We start from the raw sequence: 17245 nt of genomic DNA, 5'->3' as shown, positions 1-17245 counted from the left end.
TCAAAGCAACAACTCGTCGGCCAGATCATGGAGTACATCAAGAACTATAACGAGCTCTGGGCAAAGCCCTTCAAGTGGACCTACACCGGCAAACCGCTGGTCGCTTAAATATGTATTAATTTTGAGGACGCGACACTAGAGTGGCGTCCCTTAAAAAATACGACGGTATTTTTAAAAAAGTAGCGACTCAAGGATGTTGCCTGCCGAATGCGCCGGTGCGTCTTTCGCGGACGAGGCACGCGCCGGCTGGTGCGCAGTGCGGCAACGGCGGCGCGGCCGGCAAGGCCCCGCCGCCGTTGCCCCGGCGGCAAGACGGCGGCGGGGGCTTCCGCGGCCGGGAGAATTCCGGTATGGCGGGGCGGGAAATCGACAGGAGGCAACCATGACCAAGATCGCCATACCCTCCCGCGACGGCCTGGTGGACGAGCATTTCGGCCATTGCGGGTATTTCACGGTGCTGACCGTAAGCGACGACAAGGCCGTCGTGGCCGAGGAGACCTTCGCGCCGCCGGCCGAGTGCGGCTGCCGCTCGAATCTCGTCGAAACCCTGGTCAACATGGGCGTCACGGCGCTTGTCGCCGGCAACATGGGCCAGGGCGCGGCGGACAAGCTGCGCCGGGCCGGGCTGACCGTGGTGCGCGGGGCCTCGGGGCCGGTGCGCCAGGCGGCCGAGGCCTTCCTGGCCGGTAGGCTCAAGGACAAGGACGAGCTGTGCAAGGCCCACGGCCACGACTGCCTGCATCCCTTGCAGTAGGAGGCGGGTCTGGGCGGCCCCGCAACGGCCGGGGCCGCCTGCCGCAGCAAGCATGAAGGAGCCCGCGTGACCAAGATCGACGACATCATCGAGCGCCTGGAGGTCCTGGAAAAGGAGCTGACCGAGGAGTTCGACCGCGTCGGGGCGGAGGTGAGCTACACCATCGAGCGCAAGAAGGTCCGCTTCACCCGGGAGGTCAGGCGGCAGCACCGGCTCCTGGTCAAAAGGTGGGCCGATTACGTCTACGAATCCGGCTTCCTCATGATCCTGACCATCCCCGTCATCTGGGGGGCGGTCATCCCGGCCCTGCTCATGGACCTGACCGTGACCGTGTACCAGTGGGTGTGCTTCCCCATCTACGGCATCCCCAAGGTCCGGCGCGGCGACTACATCGTCATCGACCGCCAGTCCCTGGCCTACCTCAACTGGATCGAGAAGCTCAACTGCGTCTACTGCGGTTATTTCAACGGCCTGCTCGGGTTCGTGCGCGAGGTGGCCGGCCGCACCGAGCAGTACTGGTGTCCGGTGCGCCACGCCCGGACGCCCAAATCCCCCCATTCCCGCTACCGCTTCTTCCTGGAATACGGCGACGCCGCCGCCTACCGCGAGCGCCTGGAAACCGTGCGCCGCCGGTTCGACGACCTGCGTGGCCACCGGCGTTAGACAGCGTCGCGGCCTGTCCCTTGGGATTCCCTCAGACCATCTCGCCGAAGACGGGCGCGCCCGCGGGCAGCAGCGCGCCTTCCGGGCCGTCGGGATCGTAGCCCGCAAGCTCCATGGCCTCGCGGCAGATGTCCGTGATGGTCCCGTATTCGCCGTAGGCGTTGACGTGGGCCACCCGGCCCGTTTGGGCGTAGAGCGCCGCCACGGCCGGGGAATCGGCCGGGAAGGGCGGCAGCCGGCAGAAGTCCAGGATGCGGGCCATGGCCCCGGCCGGGTCGGCCAGCACGGACTCGAAGCGCACGGTCAGCAGGTGGGGCACGCTCGGGGCGAGATCGGCCATGAACCCCACGGCGTCGCGCCAGAGCCGGGCCGTGGCGCGCACGTCGTCGGCCCCGAAGCGCCGCACGTACTCGGCCAGGCGCGGCAGGCGCGGGTAGGGCACGAAGTCGGTCAGGCGCATGGCCAGGGGCCGGCCCGAGGCGTTGATGCGCGCCAGCTGCGCCCGGCAGGCCCGCAGGAGCTTGATCATGGAATTGGCCGTGGGCCTGGGATCGCGCACGAGATGGATGACGCGCGCGTCCGGGAACAGCCCGGCCAGGGCCGGCACGTACGGAATGAACGCCGGGTTCTTCGAGAAGAAACGCTTGCCCGGCCCGAAAAGCGCCGTGACCCGCGCCACGGTGTCCCTGATCTCCGTCGCGGTCTCCGGGGCCAGGTCGTCCGCGGTGAAGGGGTCGTAGGTCAGGCAGGCCGGGTCCATGCCGAACCATTCGCCCCACAGCAGCGTGGCCTCGGAGGGGCTGTGCAGGGAATGGACCACCGAGTCGCCGATGAAGCGCTCGCCGCTGGCGTCCAGGCGCAGCCACCGGGCGAGGAGGTTGGCGGCGCGAAAGTTCGGGTAGGTGTGGTGGCTGAAGTGGGAGACGTAGGCCACGTCCGGATGGGCGCACAGCAGCGTCTGCAGCCAGGTGGAGCCGGTGCGCGGCAGTCCGGCCACGAAGATGGGGGCGGTCACGGGGGCACGGCGCGGCCGGGGCAGCAGGCGTTCCAGCAAGGCCAGGCGGCGGGCCAGGCGGCGGGTGTCGAGGATGGGGAAGGCGAACTGGTAGGAGAAGCCGTTGCGCATGGCCAGGCGCGAGAGGAGATTGGCATAGCGGGTGGTCATGGCGTGCCCTGGGGTTCGGGGGCGGCGTCGAAGAGGCGGAAGGGGCCGAGCCCGGTGCGCCGGGCCAGGGCGGCCAGGGGCGGGGCGGCACGCAGCGCCGCCGCCTGGGCCAGTTCCAGCAGGGGGCCGGGCCGGCCGAAGGCGAAATGCACGGCCAGCGGGATGGTCACGTAGGGCGCGGGCGTGTCGGCCAGGGCCAGGAGCGCCTCCACGGCCAGGGTCGTGCCCTTGACGGGGACATCCCCGGGCAGGGCGCGCACGAGAGAGGCAAGGCCCCAGTCGTCGCTGCCGTCGAGCCAGGCCAGGGCCGTTTCCGGCAAGACGCCGTGGCAGGCCACGGCTGCGCGCACCATGGGGACCATGCGGGCGTAGGCGGCCAGGGCGAAGCGGCGCATGGCCCGCGGCACGGCCTGCCCCTGGCCGTAGCCCACGGGCGCGAGTTCCGGCAGCAACTCGCCGAACCCCGGCGGCATGGTGGCCCGGGGATAGGCGGCCAGGGCGGTCAGGCCGTGGGCCTGGGCCAGGTCGTAGAAATCGCGTCCCGCCCCGCCCGGCGCGGCGTCGTAGAAACCGTTTTCGGCCAGGAAGAAAAAACGCGTCATCACCCGGGTGGTCACGGCCGTGGCGGCGAAGGCCGTGGCGCAGTCCGTGCCCATGGCCTCGAGGAAGGCCCGGGCCAAGGCCGAACAGTTGGCCTCTTCGCCGATGCCGTCGGCCAGGGCGTCGTGGCCTTCGAGAACCAGGGAGAAGCGCAGCTCCCGGCAGGCCAGGGCGTCGAGGACCCCTCCGGCCGCGTCCGCGTCCATGTCCGGCCGGCGAAGCGCCTGCCAGTGCAGCACGGGTACGCCTGCCTCGGCGGCGGTCCAGGCGGCGAAGGGCGTGCGCCGCACCCCTCCCGGATGCCCGTTGATGGGGGGATAGCAGTCGACCACGAAGGCGTGGCCGCCCGTTTCCCGGACCACGCCGCAATGGGAGTAGCCGGACAGATTGGTGGCGGCCAGGCCGATGGACTCGGGCATGGCCAGAAGCCGCAGGACCACGTCGCCCGTGCGCGGCCGGTAGGGCGCGACAGGGAGCGGGGCGGCGCGGCGGCCGTTCCAGGGCAGCCCTCCCCGGCGCAGCACCGCCATGTCACGGTCGAAGCGTTCTCCCGGGGACAGGCCCGGGCCGGTCGCGGTCACGGACGCGGCCCGACGCCCGGGGCGGGGGCCGGCAGTTCGAAGGGGGCGGTCAGGGTGAAGACGCTGCCCTGGCCCGGGCGGCTTTCCACGACGAGGTCGCCGGTCATGAGCCGGGCCAGCCGCCGGGCGATGGCCAGACCCAGGCCCGTGCCGCCGAAGCGCCGGGTGGCCGAGCCGTCGGCCTGGGTGAAGCTGTCGAAGATGCGGGTCAGGTCTTCCGGGGCGATGCCGATGCCGGTGTCGGACACGAGACAGACCACGCTCACGGCAGGGACCTGGCTTTCCTCGGTCGGGCAGGCCTCGCGGCAGCGCAGTTCCACGGTCACGCCCCCCTTGCCCGTGAATTTGATGGCGTTGTCGACGAGAATCAGCAGGATGCGGCGCAGCTTGCCGCCGTCGCCCAGCACCAGGGGAGGCAGGTCCGCGGCCAGGGCTGTTTCGAGGGTCAGGCCCTTTTCCGCCGCCCGGGGGGAAAGCGTGACGCTTGCGGCCTCGAGGATGTCGGCCAGGGCGAACAATCCCGGTTCGAGGGCCACGCGGCCGGTTTCGATCTGCGACAGTTCGAGAAGGTCGTCGATAAGTCCGAGCAGGGCGGCCGAGGCGTTGGCGATGTCGTCCAGGCACTGGCTCTGCTCCTCGTCGGGATCGAGGCCGGCCATGACCTGGGCCATGCCGAGGATGCCGTTTAGGGGCGTGCGGATCTCGTGGCCGAGGTTGGCCAGGAACCGGCTCTTGGCCTGGCTGGCCGCTTCGGCCTCCTCCCTTGCCCGCACCAGGGCCGTGGCGTCGCGGGCGAACAGAGCGACCCTGCCTGCTACGCCGTCGCTCCCGGGCAGGGGGGCGACCACATGGTCGAGGACCACGTCGTCGCGTTCGTCGGTGAAGCGCTGGATGCGTCCCGTGGCCAGGGCCCGACGAAGATGGACCAGCCGCGAGGCGGCCAGGGGGGCGCCGAAAAGCTCATGGAACCGGCGGCCGATCATGGCCTCGCGGGAGAGCCCGAAGCTGTCCGCCCCGGCCTTGTTGATCGCCAGGATCGTTCCGGCGGCATCGGCCAGGATGACCCGGTCGGTGGTGGCGTCGAGCAGCGCCCCGATGGTGCGGGCGCTTTCCCGGGCCCGTGCCTCGGCGGCCTTGCGGTCGCTGATGTCCCCGATGACGCTGATGCAGTGCAGGGGCCGGCCCTGCGCGTCGCGGGCCAGGGAGACGGTCAGGTGCGCCCAGACGATCCCACCGTCCTTGCGCAGGTAGCGCTTTTCCATGGCATAGGTGCCGATTTCCCCGGCCAGCAGGCGTCGCTGCCCGTCCAGGTCCGCTTCGAGGTCGTCCGGATGGGTGATGGTCGCGAAGTCGGCTGCGGTCAGTTCGGCGTGGCTGTAGCCGACGATGGCGGCGAAGCGGTCGTTGACCCGCAGGAAGCGGCCGTCGAGGGCCACGTGGGCGATGCCCACGGCGGCCAGTTCGAAGGTTTCGCGAAAGCGCCGCTCCGAGTCGGCCAGGGCTTCCTGGGCCGCCTGGTTGGCGGCGGCGTCGCGTCCGGCCCGGCGCAGGAAGAGGATGCCGCCGACGACGAAAAGAGGGGTGAATATCCCCAGACACCACAAGGCGAAGCCGTTGAAGCGGTCCTGCCTGGCCAGGGTCGCGTCGGCGCGCGCCGTCATGGCGGCGTCGCATTCGTCGAGGCACCGGTGCAGGTCGGCCAGGGCGTCCTCGTAGCCGAGGCTGCGCAGCATGGCCCAGGCGGCCGGCAGGTCGCCGCGGGCGGTGGATTGCAAGGCCCTGCCCTGGACGGCGGCCACCTCCCGGACGATACCGGAGAGTCTGGCGACGTCCAGGGGCACGCGGGCTTGCTGCCGCAACGCGGCCAGGCCGGAAAGGGACCGCGTCACTTCGGCCAGGCCCTCGTCGTGACGGACGGCGAACACCTGTTCCCCCGTGGCGGCGGCGAGCAGGGATTGAAAGTGCATTTGCTCGACGGCCAGCCGGACGTCGTCGAGGCGCGAGCTGGCCTCCATGAGCGCGTCGCGAAAAAGTCTGGCGCTGCTCGTCGCGGCCAGGAGCAGCGCGCCCAGGACGAGGTACAAGGCCGTGCCGACGACGAGCAGGACGATCGCCTGGCGCAGGGGGAACGGGCGCGGAAGCGGAGGGGATGCGGGCATGGCGGCGTCAGGAAAGGGTTGATGGTGACGGATAGGCGTCGACGCCGCACGAGCCGTCTTCGGGTCACTGTCGGGGCGCGCGAAGGCGCATGAAAGGCCTTACTGGAAATGGCGGGCGGCGGCAAGGCGGGGACTAGGTCTTCTTGTCCACGATGGCCTCGCCGGCCATGGCTTGCAGGGCGCGCACCACCTTGAGCCAGTCGTCGTCGGGAATGGCGCGCAGCACCTTGCGCGTGACCGGGTCGAGGATCTCGACCTGCACCACCCGCGTGGCCTCGTCCGTGACGATGCGCGAGGCCGTGGCCTTGAGCAGCGCCTCCACGCGCACGGTGTCGCGGTCGGGCTCGCGGTTCGGCGTGTCGGCGGCGGCGGTCTGCCGGGACTCGGCGGCCTGGGCCGAGGCTGCGCCGTCGGCGCTCCCCAGGGCGGCGTTGGGATCGATTTCGTTCATGGCGTCCGCGCTTCGGCCGGCGGGCCGAAATTCCCCTCAACGCCTCATCGGCCCTGGCCGGGGGCTTCTTTAGCCCGCCCGAGGCGTGGCCGTCTGGCCGGGCAGCGGCGCGCGCAGCCGCTCCCTGGCCCCGTCCCAGATGGTCAGCAGCACCGAGCCGATGATGCAGCCCGCGCCGAGATAGCCCAGGAAACTGAAGCGCTCGCCGAACATGGCGTAGGCGAGCACGGCCGCGATGACCGGCTCCAGGGTGGCCACCACGGCCGCCCGGGTGGCTTCCAGGCGGCGCAGGCCGGCGTAATAGATCGAATAGGCCCCGTAGGTCGAGAAGACGGCCAAGGCCAGGCAGGGCAGGGCCCCGGCCAGGGTCGGCGCGGTGAAGCGCACGAAAGGCAGGAGCGTCAGGGAGCCCACGGGCAGGGCGTACAGGAAGAGCGTGGGCGTGCGGTAGCGGCCCAGGTAGTATTTCCCGAAGATGTAATACAATGCGTAGGTCACGCCGGAGAGCAGGCCGAAGAAGATGGCCTTGCCGCCAAACGCCGCGTCGCCGGACAGCCCCGGCCCCAGGCTCACCCCGGCCACGCCCAGGACCGTGGCGGCCACGGCCGCGAGCTTGTATCCGCCCATGGGTTCCTTGAGGAAGAGCCAGGAGAAAAGCGCCACCCAGGCCGGCGCGGTGTAGAGCAGCACCGAGGCCAGCGCCGCGCCGCCGGCTTCCACGGCCACCACGTAGGCCCCGAAGAGCCCGGCGATGCCGGCCACGCCGAACCCGGCCACGGCCGGCAGGTCGCGCGCGGCGATGCGCGTCTCCCGGGAGGCCACGGCCTGGCCGGCGAACAGGAACCAGGCCAGGGTGGTGCGCCAGAAGGCCACTTCCACCGTGTCCATGCCGGCGGCGAAGGAGAGCTTGGACAGGGGGCCGATGAGCCCCCAGAGCGAGGCCGCGGCAAGGACGTACAGGTATCCGGACATGGAGGCATGCGGTAGCAGAATCCGGCCGCGAACAAAAGGGAAAAACCCCGGCGCGGGGAGGGGAATGGGGCCGACTTTGTTGATTGTTTCGCCGGCTCGTACTATGCGTCAAAAAGTGTGCCCGGCGTCCGGGCAAAAGGAGCGAGCATGCTGTCGCGCAAGCTTTTTTGCGTCAACGATCCTGGCCACGCCGATTTCGGCTGGGCCGCCGAGAGCGTCTTCTTCCACATGCGCAAGTTCGACGCCTGCGGCAACACCACTTCCCAATGGACCATGCCCGTGGCCGCCACCGCGCCGGGCGAACTGACCTGCGCCGTGTGCGGCGGCGCGGTCTACGTGGCCAAGGTTCCGGCCGCCACGGCCGAGGACGTGGCGGCCTGCGACATCCTGGGCCGCTGCCGCCTGGGGCCGGCCGACGCCAACCTGGCCCGGCTCGCGGTCCTGGCCGGCCGTCTGGCCGCCGTGAACTATCCCGCCGCGCGGGCGATCCTGGTCCCGTCTGTGGCCGCGCTGCTGGCCGCCACGGAAGACGACCCGGCGGCCGTCGCCATCCTCGAACGCCACCGCATCCGGGAGCTCTTCGCGCCGTCCTGACGGCGCGACCCGTTTCGTCGCAAAAGCGGCGCCAAGGCGCCTCAATACCCGTTCGCGCCCCGGGCCGCGGCCCGGAATCGAAGCCAGGAGGAAGAGATGACCAAGCCCGATACCGCTTTCGAACAGGCCCTGGCCGTCGGCCGGCCGCCCAACGTCAAGAAGCTTTTCCCCAATTCGAGGGCGCTGCTCGTCAGCGGCAAGGCCATCGACAGGGCCATGCGCAAGAAAGGCCACGCCATGACCATCGCGGCCAACTCCCGCAGCAGCTTCGTGCTGCGCGGGGCGCTTATGGCCGCCCAGCGCGCCGACGCCGCCGTCATCCTGGAGATCGCCCGCTCCGAGTCCAACTACTGCGACGTCAACATGTGGAACATCGCCCGCCAGGCCGACCAGGCCGCCAACGAACTGGGCGTCACCGTGCCCGTGGCCATCCACGCCGACCACTACGGCATCAAAAAGCCCGGCGACGTGGCCGAGGCCCAGGCCGAGATCCCGACCCTGTTCGAGGCCGGCATCACCTCCATCGCCATCGACGCCTCCCATCTGCCCGACGCCGAGAACCTCCTGGCCAACATCGCCCTGGCCCCCTACGTGCCGACCTGGGCCGGGTACGAGACGGAAGTGGGCGAGATCAAGGGAAAATCCGGCCTCTCCACACCCGAGGAGGCGCTCTTTCTCATCCAGGGGCTCAACGCCAACGGCATCCACCCCGACTGGATCGCGCTCAATAACGGCACCACCCACGGCATCGAGGCCTCGGCCACGGGCATCCAGGTGGGCCTGACCGCGAAGATCCACGAGGTCCTGGCCCCCTACGGCATCTCCGGGGCCCAGCACGGCACCTCGGGCAATTCTTCGGAAAAGCTCAAGGAGATCGCCGCCAAAACCGCCACCACCAAGGCCAACGTGGCCACCGCCCTGCAGATGATCTCCTGGGGCGTGGCCGTCAACGACTACGGCAACGCCATCATGGACGCGGCCGGGGGCTTCATCAAGGAACCGGGCAAGGGCGTGGACGATGCGCTGTGGGCCGAGATGACGGCCTACGCCGACGGCAAGGCCATCAAGGCCGGCGACTACAAGAAGCTCAACTGCGTGTTCGAGAAAAAGCTGCTCGCCCAGCCCGCCGCCGTGCGCCAGCGCATGGCCGACGCCGTGGCCGAGTTCGTCTATTGGCTCCTGACCGACGTCTTCAACGCCGCCGGCACCGGCTCCCTGGCCATCGGCGAGCTGCTTGCCGCCGGCTCCTACGACCTTGGCCCCAAGGCCGGCCGCATCGAGGATCCGGCTGCCTGGACCCGCGAGAAGATCCTCGAGCGCGCCGCCTCCATGAAGACCGACAAGGGGCCCGAGGGCGATTTCGACGATTAACCCGGCCTTGCCGAGGAGAGGGCGGCGTTTGGGGAACTGGCGACCCTTGCAGGCCAGGGCCGTAAAAAAAAACGTAGGCACGGATTCCGAAGACGCGATACAGGGGGGAAGACCACGGGCCGAGGGGAGCGCCGCCTCCCCCGGCCCCCTCGGCGTCAGGCAGGGCCAAGGCGCGCCCGGCCACGGCGAAAAGGAGTTCCGCATGGCGATGACCCTTTCCTCACCGGCCTTCGTCCACGAGGGGAACATCCCGTCCCGCCACACCTGCGACGGGCCCGACCTGTCGCCGCCCCTGGTCTTTTCCGGCGTTCCGCCGGGGGCGGGGAGCCTGGCGCTCGTGTGCGACGACCCCGACGCCCCGGGCGGGGTCTGGGACCACTTCGTGCTCTACAACCTCTCCCCGGCCACGCCCGGACTGCCCGAGGGCCTGCACGAGGCCCCGGCCTATCCCGACGGCAGCCTGTCCGGCCGCAACAGCTGGGGCCGTTGCGGCTACGGCGGCCCCTGCCCGCCAAGCGGCGTGCACCGCTACTTCTTCACGCTCTACGCCCTGGAAGGGATGCTCGACCTGCCCTCGGGCGCGTCCAAGGCCGAGGTCCTGCGCGCCGCCAAGGGGCGCATCCTGGCCTCGGCCACGCTCATGGGGCGCTACGGCCGGCGCTGAGGCCGGGCCGTCACGCGACCGTCGCCGGCGCGGAGTAGGGCAGGGCGGCACGACCGAACCGGGAGCCGCCATGTCCGCCTTTGTCGCCGTCTGCGCCACGGCCCTCGTCGCCTCGGGCCTGACCCTTTTTTCCGGCTTTGGCCTGGGCACCATCCTCACCCCGGTCATGGCCGTCTTTTTTCCCATCGAGGCCGCCGTGGCCATGACCGCGCTGGTGCATTTCGCCAACAACCTCTTCAAGCTGTCCCTTTTCGCCAAAAAGGCCGACCGCCGGGCCTGCCTGCGCTTCGGCCTGCCGGCCGTGGCCGCCAGCTTCGTGGGCGCGGCCGTGCTCCTGTGGCTCGCCGATCTGCCGGCACTGGCCCGTTACACCCTTTTCGGCCGGGACATGGTCGTCACCCCGGTGAAGCTGGTGGTCGGGCTGCTCATCGGAGGCTTTTCCGTCCTGGAGATCACGCACGCCCTCAAGGGCCAGGGGCTGCCGCCCGGGCTCTTGCCCCTGGGCGGGCTGGTGTCGGGATTCTTCGGCGGCCTGTCCGGGCACCAGGGCGCGTTTCGCAGCGCCTTTCTCCTGCGCCTGGGGCTGTCCAAGGAGGCGTTCATCGCCACGGGCGTGTTCGTGGCTTGCATGGTGGACGCCACACGCCTGACGGTCTACGCCGCGCACCTGGGCGCGCCGGAGGTGGCCGGCAACCTCGGGCTTCTCGCCGCCGCCACGGTCTGCGCCTTTGCCGGAGCCTTCGCCGGGGCGCGGCTTTTGGGCAAGATGACCATCGATTCGCTGCACAGGCTGGTCGGGGCCTTGCTCCTGGCGCTTTCCGCCCTGCTCGCCGCCGGCGTCCTCTGACCTTTACAGTCCGTTTGCCCGGGTGTACCTGCCCTGGCTGTCCCGGTCGTCCGGGGCTCCAAACCTTCCGGTGCGTTTCATGAACATTTCCCTGTTTTCCCTGCGCCAGACCCGGGCGGTCCGCGCCGAGGCAGCCCGCGGGGCGCTTTTGGCCCTGCGCGGAGCCGTCGTCTTCATGGTCCCCTTTATGGCCGGATTGGCCCTGGGCGCGCCCCAGGACGCCGTGTTCGCGGCCTTCGCCGCCCACAGCATCGCCCTGGTGGACGTGGAGGGGCCTTACGCGCTGCGGCTCAACCTCCTGTGCCTGCTGGCCCTGGCCTTTGCCGCCAGCGCCGCCCTGGGGGTACTGGCCGCCGGCTCCCTGGCCGGGGCGGTCCTGGCCACCGGCCTGCTCGGCCTTTCCGTCGGAGCCTGGCGGCAACTGTGCCGCGACTACGGCCCCATGGCCGCCGTGCCCTGCGCGCTCGTCTTCTTCACCGCCCTCGGCATGGCCCCCTTGGGCACGCCCGTGGCCGCGCTCTGGCCCGGGGCGGCCCGGCACGCCCTGGCCACCCTGGCCGGCGGGCTCTTCGGCGTCGCCTGCCTGCTCGCCTACTGGCCCCTGCGGCCGCAATACCCCCTGCGCCGTCTGGTCGGGCGCAACTGGATCGGCCTGGCCGCCATGGCCCGGCAGTTGGCCAAAAGCGCCGGCGGCGACCCGGCCGCCGCCGCCGGCGTTTGCGCCGAGGCCGAGCGGCTGCGCGCCACCCTGGACAGCGCCTTCGCCCGGCTCGCGCCCTTGTCCGGCCCCGGGGCCCATGCCTTCTGGAACAACCTGGCGGCGGCCAACCTCGCCGCCGCCCGCTTCATCACCCGCCTGTCCGGGCTTTGCGCCCTGCTCGCGGGCCGGCCGGCCCTGCCCGAGGCCGACCTGCCCGGGACGCTGGCCCTCGTGGCCCGGGCCGCCGACACCGTGGCCCATGCGGTGGTCGTGCCCCGGCCCGGTGCCCTGCGCATCGCCGGCGTGTCCATGGGGCAGGCCCGCGAGGCCATGCTGCGCGCGGCCGACGCCTACGCGGCGGCCGCGCGCAGCCGGGACCGGCGACGACCGCCCGGCCCGGCTTCTGACCGAGGCCGCCGGCCGCTGGGCGGAAACGGAAAAAGCCCTGCGCCAGATCAGCCGCCCGCGCGTCGGCCGGGCCGCCTGGCGCGACCAGCGGCGACGCGCCGCCGGCTGGCCGGCGTGGTCCCTTGGCGGGGCGTTCTCCCGGCCGGCCCGGCTCGACGCGGCGCTCGTGCGCTACACCCTCGGGCTTTCGGCCCTGCTTGCGGCCGCTGCGGCGGCGTTCAAGGGCCTGGGCCTGCCCCACGGCTCCTGGCTGCCCTTTTCCATGCTGGTGGTCCTGCAACCGAGCGCCGGTTTGACCCGTTCCCGCATGGTCCACCGCGTATGCGGCACCGTGGCCGGGCTGCCCGTGTGGCGCGCCCTTCCGCTCCCCTGGCTGCTCGCGGTCATCGCCGCCAGTTGCGCCGTCTTCACCTACCTCATGCGCCGCCACTACGGTACGGCGGTCTTTTTCATCACCGTCACCGTGGTGCTCATGACGAGCCTGGACGCCACGCTGCCCTGGCATCTGGCCGCCGAGCGCCTGGGCTGCGTCGTCGCCGGCAGTCTGGCCGCCTGGCTCGTGGCCAGGTCGCTTTGGGCCGCGCCCACGGAAGCAAGGGTCCGGGAGGCGCTTGAGGAGACCTTCGAAGCCAATCGCGCCTACCTGGGGGCCATCCGCGACGCCCTGGTCGCCGGAGGAGAGACCTTCCACCAGGAAAGCGTCGCGGCCAAGCGCCGGGCCGAGCGCGCCGGCCGCACCCTGCTCGCCGTCCTGGCCCAGTGGCGGCGGACCGGCCCCGGGCCGGCGGCCTTGGCCGCCCAGGAGGCCAAGGCCGCTTCCTGCGCGCGGCTCACCGGCCTGCTCACCGGGCTTTTCCTCCAGCAGGAGGCCGATCCCGCCCCGGTGGCCCGCCCGGAAGTGGATCGGCTCGTCCGCCAGGTCATGGACGTCCTGGAGTTCCTGGCCGGAGAGCGCCCCGGCGCGGCCGGGACGGCCCCGCCGGCGGCGTCCCCCGCGCCTTGCCGCCGGCCGGACGTCGCCCTCCAGTTGGCCGACATCCGGGCCGCGGCCCTGGCCGCCTGCCGGGTCTGAACGCTTTCTCTTCCTACTTCTGCCTGGTCAAAGCCAGGAAGCAGGCCATGGAGGGCTGCTTCTTGCCCAGTCCGTCGTGCACGTAGGCGATCTCCAGCCTGTCCGGGCCGGTCATAATCGCGAAATTGTACCCCGTGTCCGAGTCGCTGAAGGCGATCATCCTGGCGTCGTTGAGAATGACCCCGGTGAACGTCTCCTCCGTCTTGATGCGCTCGGGCTCCTTGACGTATCGCTTCACGCCCGTGAAGAGATGGCCCTGCTGTTTGAGGATGACGAACTCCACGTCCTGGGTGGAGAAGTTCGATGTTCCAAGCAGGACTTCGCTTTGCCCCCGCCAGGTGCCGACGAGTTGCGGCAGGGCGTTTTGCGCCGCGGCCCCGGAAGCCCAAAGAAGCATGATGGCCACGACGGCGATGACGTACCGTTTCATGATGCCTTCCCCCTTGTTCGAATTGTCGGCCCGGGACCGGACGCCCTGGGATCGGTCCATTTTCGCTCCATTGCATGCGGGGCGCAGCATGGCAAGGGGAAAGGGCCATCCGGCCATCTCGACGCCGGCCTGCCTTGATGCTACGGGTGTCGGATGCTTTGCGGCATCGACGTCGGCGGAACCCACACGGACGCGGTCCTCATCGGCCCGGAAGGCGTCGTTGCCTGCGCCAAGCTGCGCACCGACCACGACGACCTGCTGGCCTCCATCCGCGAGGCCCTGGCCAGCATCGCCTCGGTGGCCGGCCCCGGGGCCGTCTCGCGCCTGAACCTCTCCACCACCCTTTCCACCAACGCCATCGTCGAGGGCACGGCCGACCCGGTCGGGGCCTTCGTGTCCGGCGGCCCGGGCATCGACCCCGAGGCCTACCGCCTGGGCGAGCACTATTTCGTCCTGCCCGGGGCCATCGACCACCGGGGCCGCGAAACCGCCGGCCTGGACCTGGCCGCCGCCCGGTCCGCCCTGCGCGCCTGCCGCGAGGCCGGGGTCAAGGTCCACGCGGCCGTCACCAAGTTCTCCACCCGCCGGCCCGAGCAGGAACTGGCCCTGCGGCAGCTTCTGGCCCCGGAGTCGGACTGCGTGTCGCTCGGCCACGAGTTCTCCGGCCGCCTGGGCTTCGGCCGGCGCATCGCCACGGCCTATTTCAACAGCGCCGTGTGGCGCGTCTACAACCGCTTCTGCGACGCCGTGGAGCAGTCCGTGCGCGAGCTCGGCATCGCGCCGGACATCCTGAGCGTGCTCAAGGCCGACGGCGGCACCATGCCCCTTTCCGTGTCCCGCGCCCTGCCCGTGCAGTCGATTCTCTCCGGCCCGGCCGCCTCGGTCATGGGCATCATCGCCGTGTGCGATATCGCCGAGGACTCCGTCATCCTGGACATCGGCGGCACCACCACGGACATCGCCGTGTTCGCCGCCGGCGCGCCGCTCATCGAAAACGAAGGCATCGCCATCGCCGGCCGGCCGACCCTGGTGCGGGCGCTTCGCACCCGGTCCATCGGCGTGGGCGGCGACTCGGCCATAAGCGTCAGCCGCGAGGCCGTGCGCGTGGGCCCCAGGCGTCTGGGCCCGCCCATGGCCCTCGGCGGCCCGGTCCCGACCCTGGTCGATGCGCTCAACCTCCAAAACGTCATCGCCGTGGGCGATCCGCGCCTCTCCTTCGCCGGCATGGCCGCCCTGGGCGCGCCCCACGGCTTCGAGGCCGACGAGGTGGCCGAGGCCGCGATCATAAACGCCGTCAACCAGATCCGCTCCGAAGTGGCCGCCTTCGTGCGCGAGATCAACGACCGGCCGGTCTACACCATCTTCGACCTCCTGGAAGGCCGGCAGGTGCGCCCCACGCGCGTCTACGTCATGGGCGGCCCGGCCCTGGCCCTGTCCGCCCTGCTCCAGGACGCCTTTTCCGAAGAGGTGGTGGTGCCCGAGAGCTTCGCCGTGGCCAACGCCATCGGCGCGGCCCTGGCCCGGCCCACCTTCTCGGTGGAACTCTTCGCCGACACCGCCGCCGGCCGGCTGACCATCCCGTCGCTCGGCGTCGCCCGGACCGTCGCCGGCAACTTCAGCCCGGCCGCGGCCGAGGGCGAGGCGGCCACGCGCCTTCGCGACTACCTCGCCTCCATCGGCGCGGACCTGGGCGAAGCGCCCATCGAAACCGTGGAACTCTCGTCCTTCCCCATGGTCGAGGGCCAGGCGCAGGTCGGCCACAACATCCGCGTGGCCTGCCAGGTGCGCCCGGGCGTGCTGGCCGCGTACAAGCAGGCGGTGTCGCAGTCATGCTGAAGGCGCGCCATCCGCTCGGCATCGTCTTTTTTCCGGCCTTCGACTGGGCCATCACGCCCACCCACCCGGAACGCCAGGAGCGCCTGCTCTACACCCAGGACCAGTTGCGCGAGGAAGGCGTCTTCGACATCGCCGGCATCACCGAACTCAAGCCCGACCTGGCCACGGCCGAGGACGTGGCCCGCGTGCATTTCTGCTTCCCCGACGTCGCCGCCGTGACCACCGCCTCGCACCTCGTCTCCGCCGGCGGGGCCATGCGCGCCGCCCGCACCGTCCTGGACAAGGAGGCGCAGAAAGCCTTCGCCCTGGTGCGCCCGCCCGGACACCACGCCATGAAGGTGGTCCACGGCGCGCGGGGGTTTTGCAACATCAACATCGAAGCCGTCATGCTCGAATGGCTGCGCGAGCGCTATGGCCCCATGCGCGTGGCCATCGTGGACACCGACTGCCACCACGGCGACGGCACCCAGGACGTCTACTGGCACGACCCGGACACGCTTTTCATCTCCCTGCACCAGGACGGTCGCACCCTCTACCCGGGCACGGGCTACCCCTACGAAATGGGCGGCCCCAGGGCGCTGGGGGCCACGGTCAACGTGCCCCTGCCGCCCGGCACCTCGGACGAGGGATTCCTGTTCGCCCTGCGCGAGGTGGTGTTGCCGCTCATCGAAGACTTCAAGCCCGACCTGGTCATCAATTCCGCCGGCCAGGACAACCACTTCTCCGACCCCATCACCGAAATGGCCTTCTCGGCCCAGGGCTACGCCAAACTCACCGAACTCCTGGACGCGGACATCGCCGTGCTCGAAGGCGGCTACGCCATCCAGGGCGCGCTGCCCTACGTCAACCTGGGACTCGTGCTCTCCATGGCCGGCCTCGACTACTCCCACGTGCGCGAGCCCAACTTCGACCCGGCCGCCGTGCGCCAGTCGGCCAAGGTCACGGGCTACATCGAAGAGGTCTGCCGGGAGATCACCGCCCTGGCCCGCAACCCCAAGGGGCCGGGCAAGGGCGACGTCATCAATGGCTGGTTCACCCGGCGCAAGACTTTGTATTACGATACGGACGCCATAACGGAATACCAGACCGAATCCGTGCGCCTGTGCGACCACTGCCGGGGCGTGCTCAAATTCGAGACCGAATCCACCCGCAACCCGCTGTGCCTGGGCGTCGAAGCGCCCATCGGAGCCTGCGAGAAATGCGTGGAGGAAGCCTACCGCATCTACGAAGCCGGCCAGATCAAAGGCGAATACCGGCACTTGCAATTGATTGACCGGGTCGGGAAGAACTACGCCAGCTTCACGGGGTAGGCGGGGCGCGGGCCGGCTTGGCTCCCAAGCGGGAACCCGTGCCGCGCCGCGCGTCGCCGTGATCAAGGCGGGAACGCAATGCAGCAAGGCCAAAAAAAAGGGCCGGCGCATCCCGCCAAACCCTTTGTAAAAACTGGCGCGCCCGGAGAGATTCGAACTCCCGGCCTGCGGATTCGAAGTCCGACGCTCTATCCGGCTGAGCTACGGGCGCGCGGCCAAAACCTAAAGACTCCCGGCCGTGCCCGTCAAGGCGCCGCGCCGGTTCGCTCCGGTCCGGCCTTCGCCGAATCGTCGGTTGCGGGGCCGACGAAAAAACAATACCCCTTTCCCAGGGGGGCGTCCCGCCCCACGACGTTTGCGGCACCGGGGGCATCGCCATGCGCTTTCTCATCGTGGATGACGATGAAAGCATCATCCTCTTCCTGCGCACCTTTCTGTCCGCTTACGCCGAGTGCCTGACCGCCGGCGACGGCCTGGAGGCCCTGGCCGCCTTCGAGGCCTCCCTCGAGGAGGAAAGGCCCATCACCGCCGTGTTCATGGACATCCTCATGCCCGGCATGGACGGCAACGAGGTCGTCCAGGCCCTGCGCCGCATGGAGGACGCCGCCGGACCCAGGCAGACCTTCAAGCTCATCATGAGCTCCGTGCTCACGGACACCAAAAACGTC

At 70.4% G+C, this 17245-nt stretch carries 16 protein-coding genes and 1 tRNA gene; 10 read left to right on the top strand and 7 right to left on the bottom strand.

Going from position 1 to position 17245, the window contains the following annotated elements; genetic code table 11:
* Positions 1-382: 382 nt before the first annotated feature.
* Together Q1K70_RS14410 and Q1K70_RS14405 are read left to right on the top strand one after the other, a co-directional pair.
* Positions 383-754: a NifB/NifX family molybdenum-iron cluster-binding protein gene (locus tag Q1K70_RS14410; RefSeq protein ID WP_300160934.1), complete on the top strand. Its 372-nt coding sequence runs from the start codon at positions 383-385 to the stop codon at positions 752-754.
* 66 nt (positions 755-820) lie between these two features.
* A complete protein-coding gene (locus Q1K70_RS14405; RefSeq protein WP_300160933.1) occupies positions 821-1417 on the top strand; it encodes a hypothetical protein in 597 nt (198 codons plus the stop codon).
* Between the two features lie 31 nt (positions 1418-1448).
* On the opposite strand, the gene Q1K70_RS14400 is transcribed toward Q1K70_RS14405, so the two are convergent.
* The 5 genes from Q1K70_RS14400 to Q1K70_RS14380 form a co-directional block, all read right to left on the bottom strand.
* Positions 1449-2582 carry a sulfotransferase gene (locus Q1K70_RS14400; protein ID WP_300160931.1) on the bottom strand — a complete coding sequence of 378 codons (1134 nt, stop codon included), beginning with the start codon at positions 2580-2582 and terminating at the stop codon, positions 1449-1451.
* Entirely contained in the window at positions 2579-3763 is a 1185-nt protein-coding gene (locus tag Q1K70_RS14395; protein WP_300160929.1) for a hypothetical protein, read from the bottom strand. The genes Q1K70_RS14400 and Q1K70_RS14395 overlap by 4 nt, the downstream gene beginning before the upstream one ends.
* Complete coding sequence (locus tag Q1K70_RS14390) at positions 3760-5922, bottom strand: PAS domain S-box protein (RefSeq protein WP_300160928.1); 2163 nt, start codon at positions 5920-5922, stop codon at positions 3760-3762. Before Q1K70_RS14390 ends, Q1K70_RS14395 begins: the two co-directional genes overlap by 4 nt.
* A 133-nt stretch (positions 5923-6055) precedes the next feature.
* Positions 6056-6373 carry a flagellar protein FlaG gene (locus Q1K70_RS14385; RefSeq protein ID WP_300160926.1) on the bottom strand — a complete coding sequence of 106 codons (318 nt, stop codon included), beginning with the start codon at positions 6371-6373 and terminating at the stop codon, positions 6056-6058.
* A 69-nt stretch (positions 6374-6442) separates the two neighbouring features.
* Complete coding sequence (locus Q1K70_RS14380) at positions 6443-7345, bottom strand: DMT family transporter (protein ID WP_300160924.1); 903 nt, start codon at positions 7343-7345, stop codon at positions 6443-6445.
* A 147-nt stretch (positions 7346-7492) separates the two neighbouring features.
* On the opposite strand from Q1K70_RS14380, the gene Q1K70_RS14375 reads away from it, so the two are divergent.
* The 5 genes from Q1K70_RS14375 (at position 7493) to Q1K70_RS22170 (ending at position 13001) form a co-directional block, all read left to right on the top strand.
* Complete coding sequence (locus Q1K70_RS14375; RefSeq protein WP_300160923.1) at positions 7493-7939, top strand: hypothetical protein; 447 nt, start codon at positions 7493-7495, stop codon at positions 7937-7939.
* 96 nt (positions 7940-8035) lie between these two features.
* A complete protein-coding gene (locus tag Q1K70_RS14370) occupies positions 8036-9310 on the top strand; it encodes a class II fructose-bisphosphate aldolase (protein ID WP_300160921.1) in 1275 nt (424 codons plus the stop codon).
* Positions 9311-9512: 202 nt separating this feature from the next.
* Positions 9513-9974 carry a YbhB/YbcL family Raf kinase inhibitor-like protein gene (locus tag Q1K70_RS14365; protein ID WP_300160919.1) on the top strand — a complete coding sequence of 154 codons (462 nt, stop codon included), beginning with the start codon at positions 9513-9515 and terminating at the stop codon, positions 9972-9974.
* Positions 9975-10044: 70 nt separating this feature from the next.
* Positions 10045-10821, top strand: a complete 777-nt coding sequence (locus Q1K70_RS14360; RefSeq protein WP_300160918.1) for a sulfite exporter TauE/SafE family protein — start codon at positions 10045-10047, stop codon at positions 10819-10821.
* A 797-nt stretch (positions 10822-11618) separates the two neighbouring features.
* The gene (locus Q1K70_RS22170; RefSeq protein WP_366521709.1) at positions 11619-13001 is read left to right on the top strand and encodes an FUSC family protein; all 1383 of its coding nucleotides are present in this window, start codon (positions 11619-11621) and stop codon (positions 12999-13001) included.
* Between the two features lie 13 nt (positions 13002-13014).
* Here the strand turns inward: Q1K70_RS22170 and Q1K70_RS14345 are convergent, their stop codons facing one another.
* On the bottom strand, positions 13015-13431 hold the full coding sequence (locus tag Q1K70_RS14345) for a hypothetical protein (protein WP_300160916.1): 417 nt from the start codon (positions 13429-13431) through the stop codon (positions 13015-13017).
* Between the two features lie 153 nt (positions 13432-13584).
* On the opposite strand from Q1K70_RS14345, the gene Q1K70_RS14340 reads away from it, so the two are divergent.
* Positions 13585-15267 (top strand): hydantoinase/oxoprolinase family protein, encoded by a 1683-nt coding sequence (locus Q1K70_RS14340; protein WP_300160915.1) that lies wholly within the window; start codon positions 13585-13587, stop codon positions 15265-15267.
* The gene (locus Q1K70_RS14335; RefSeq protein WP_300160913.1) at positions 15261-16577 is read left to right on the top strand and encodes a histone deacetylase; all 1317 of its coding nucleotides are present in this window, start codon (positions 15261-15263) and stop codon (positions 16575-16577) included. The genes Q1K70_RS14340 and Q1K70_RS14335 overlap by 7 nt, the downstream gene beginning before the upstream one ends.
* Before the next feature lie 134 nt (positions 16578-16711).
* Here the strand turns inward: Q1K70_RS14335 and Q1K70_RS14330 are convergent.
* Positions 16712-16788, bottom strand: a tRNA-Arg gene (locus Q1K70_RS14330).
* Positions 16789-16954: 166 nt separating this feature from the next.
* Here Q1K70_RS14330 and Q1K70_RS14325 point away from each other — a divergent pair.
* Positions 16955-17245: response regulator (locus tag Q1K70_RS14325; RefSeq protein WP_300160911.1), on the top strand; the 291-nt coding region annotated here is incomplete at its 3' end.

This window comes from Solidesulfovibrio sp. (assembly GCF_029978005.1).
Lineage (GTDB): Bacteria > Desulfobacterota > Desulfovibrionia > Desulfovibrionales > Desulfovibrionaceae > Solidesulfovibrio.
The sequence above is the reverse complement of the archived record's forward strand: the minus strand, read 5'-3'. Positions and strand labels throughout refer to the sequence as shown.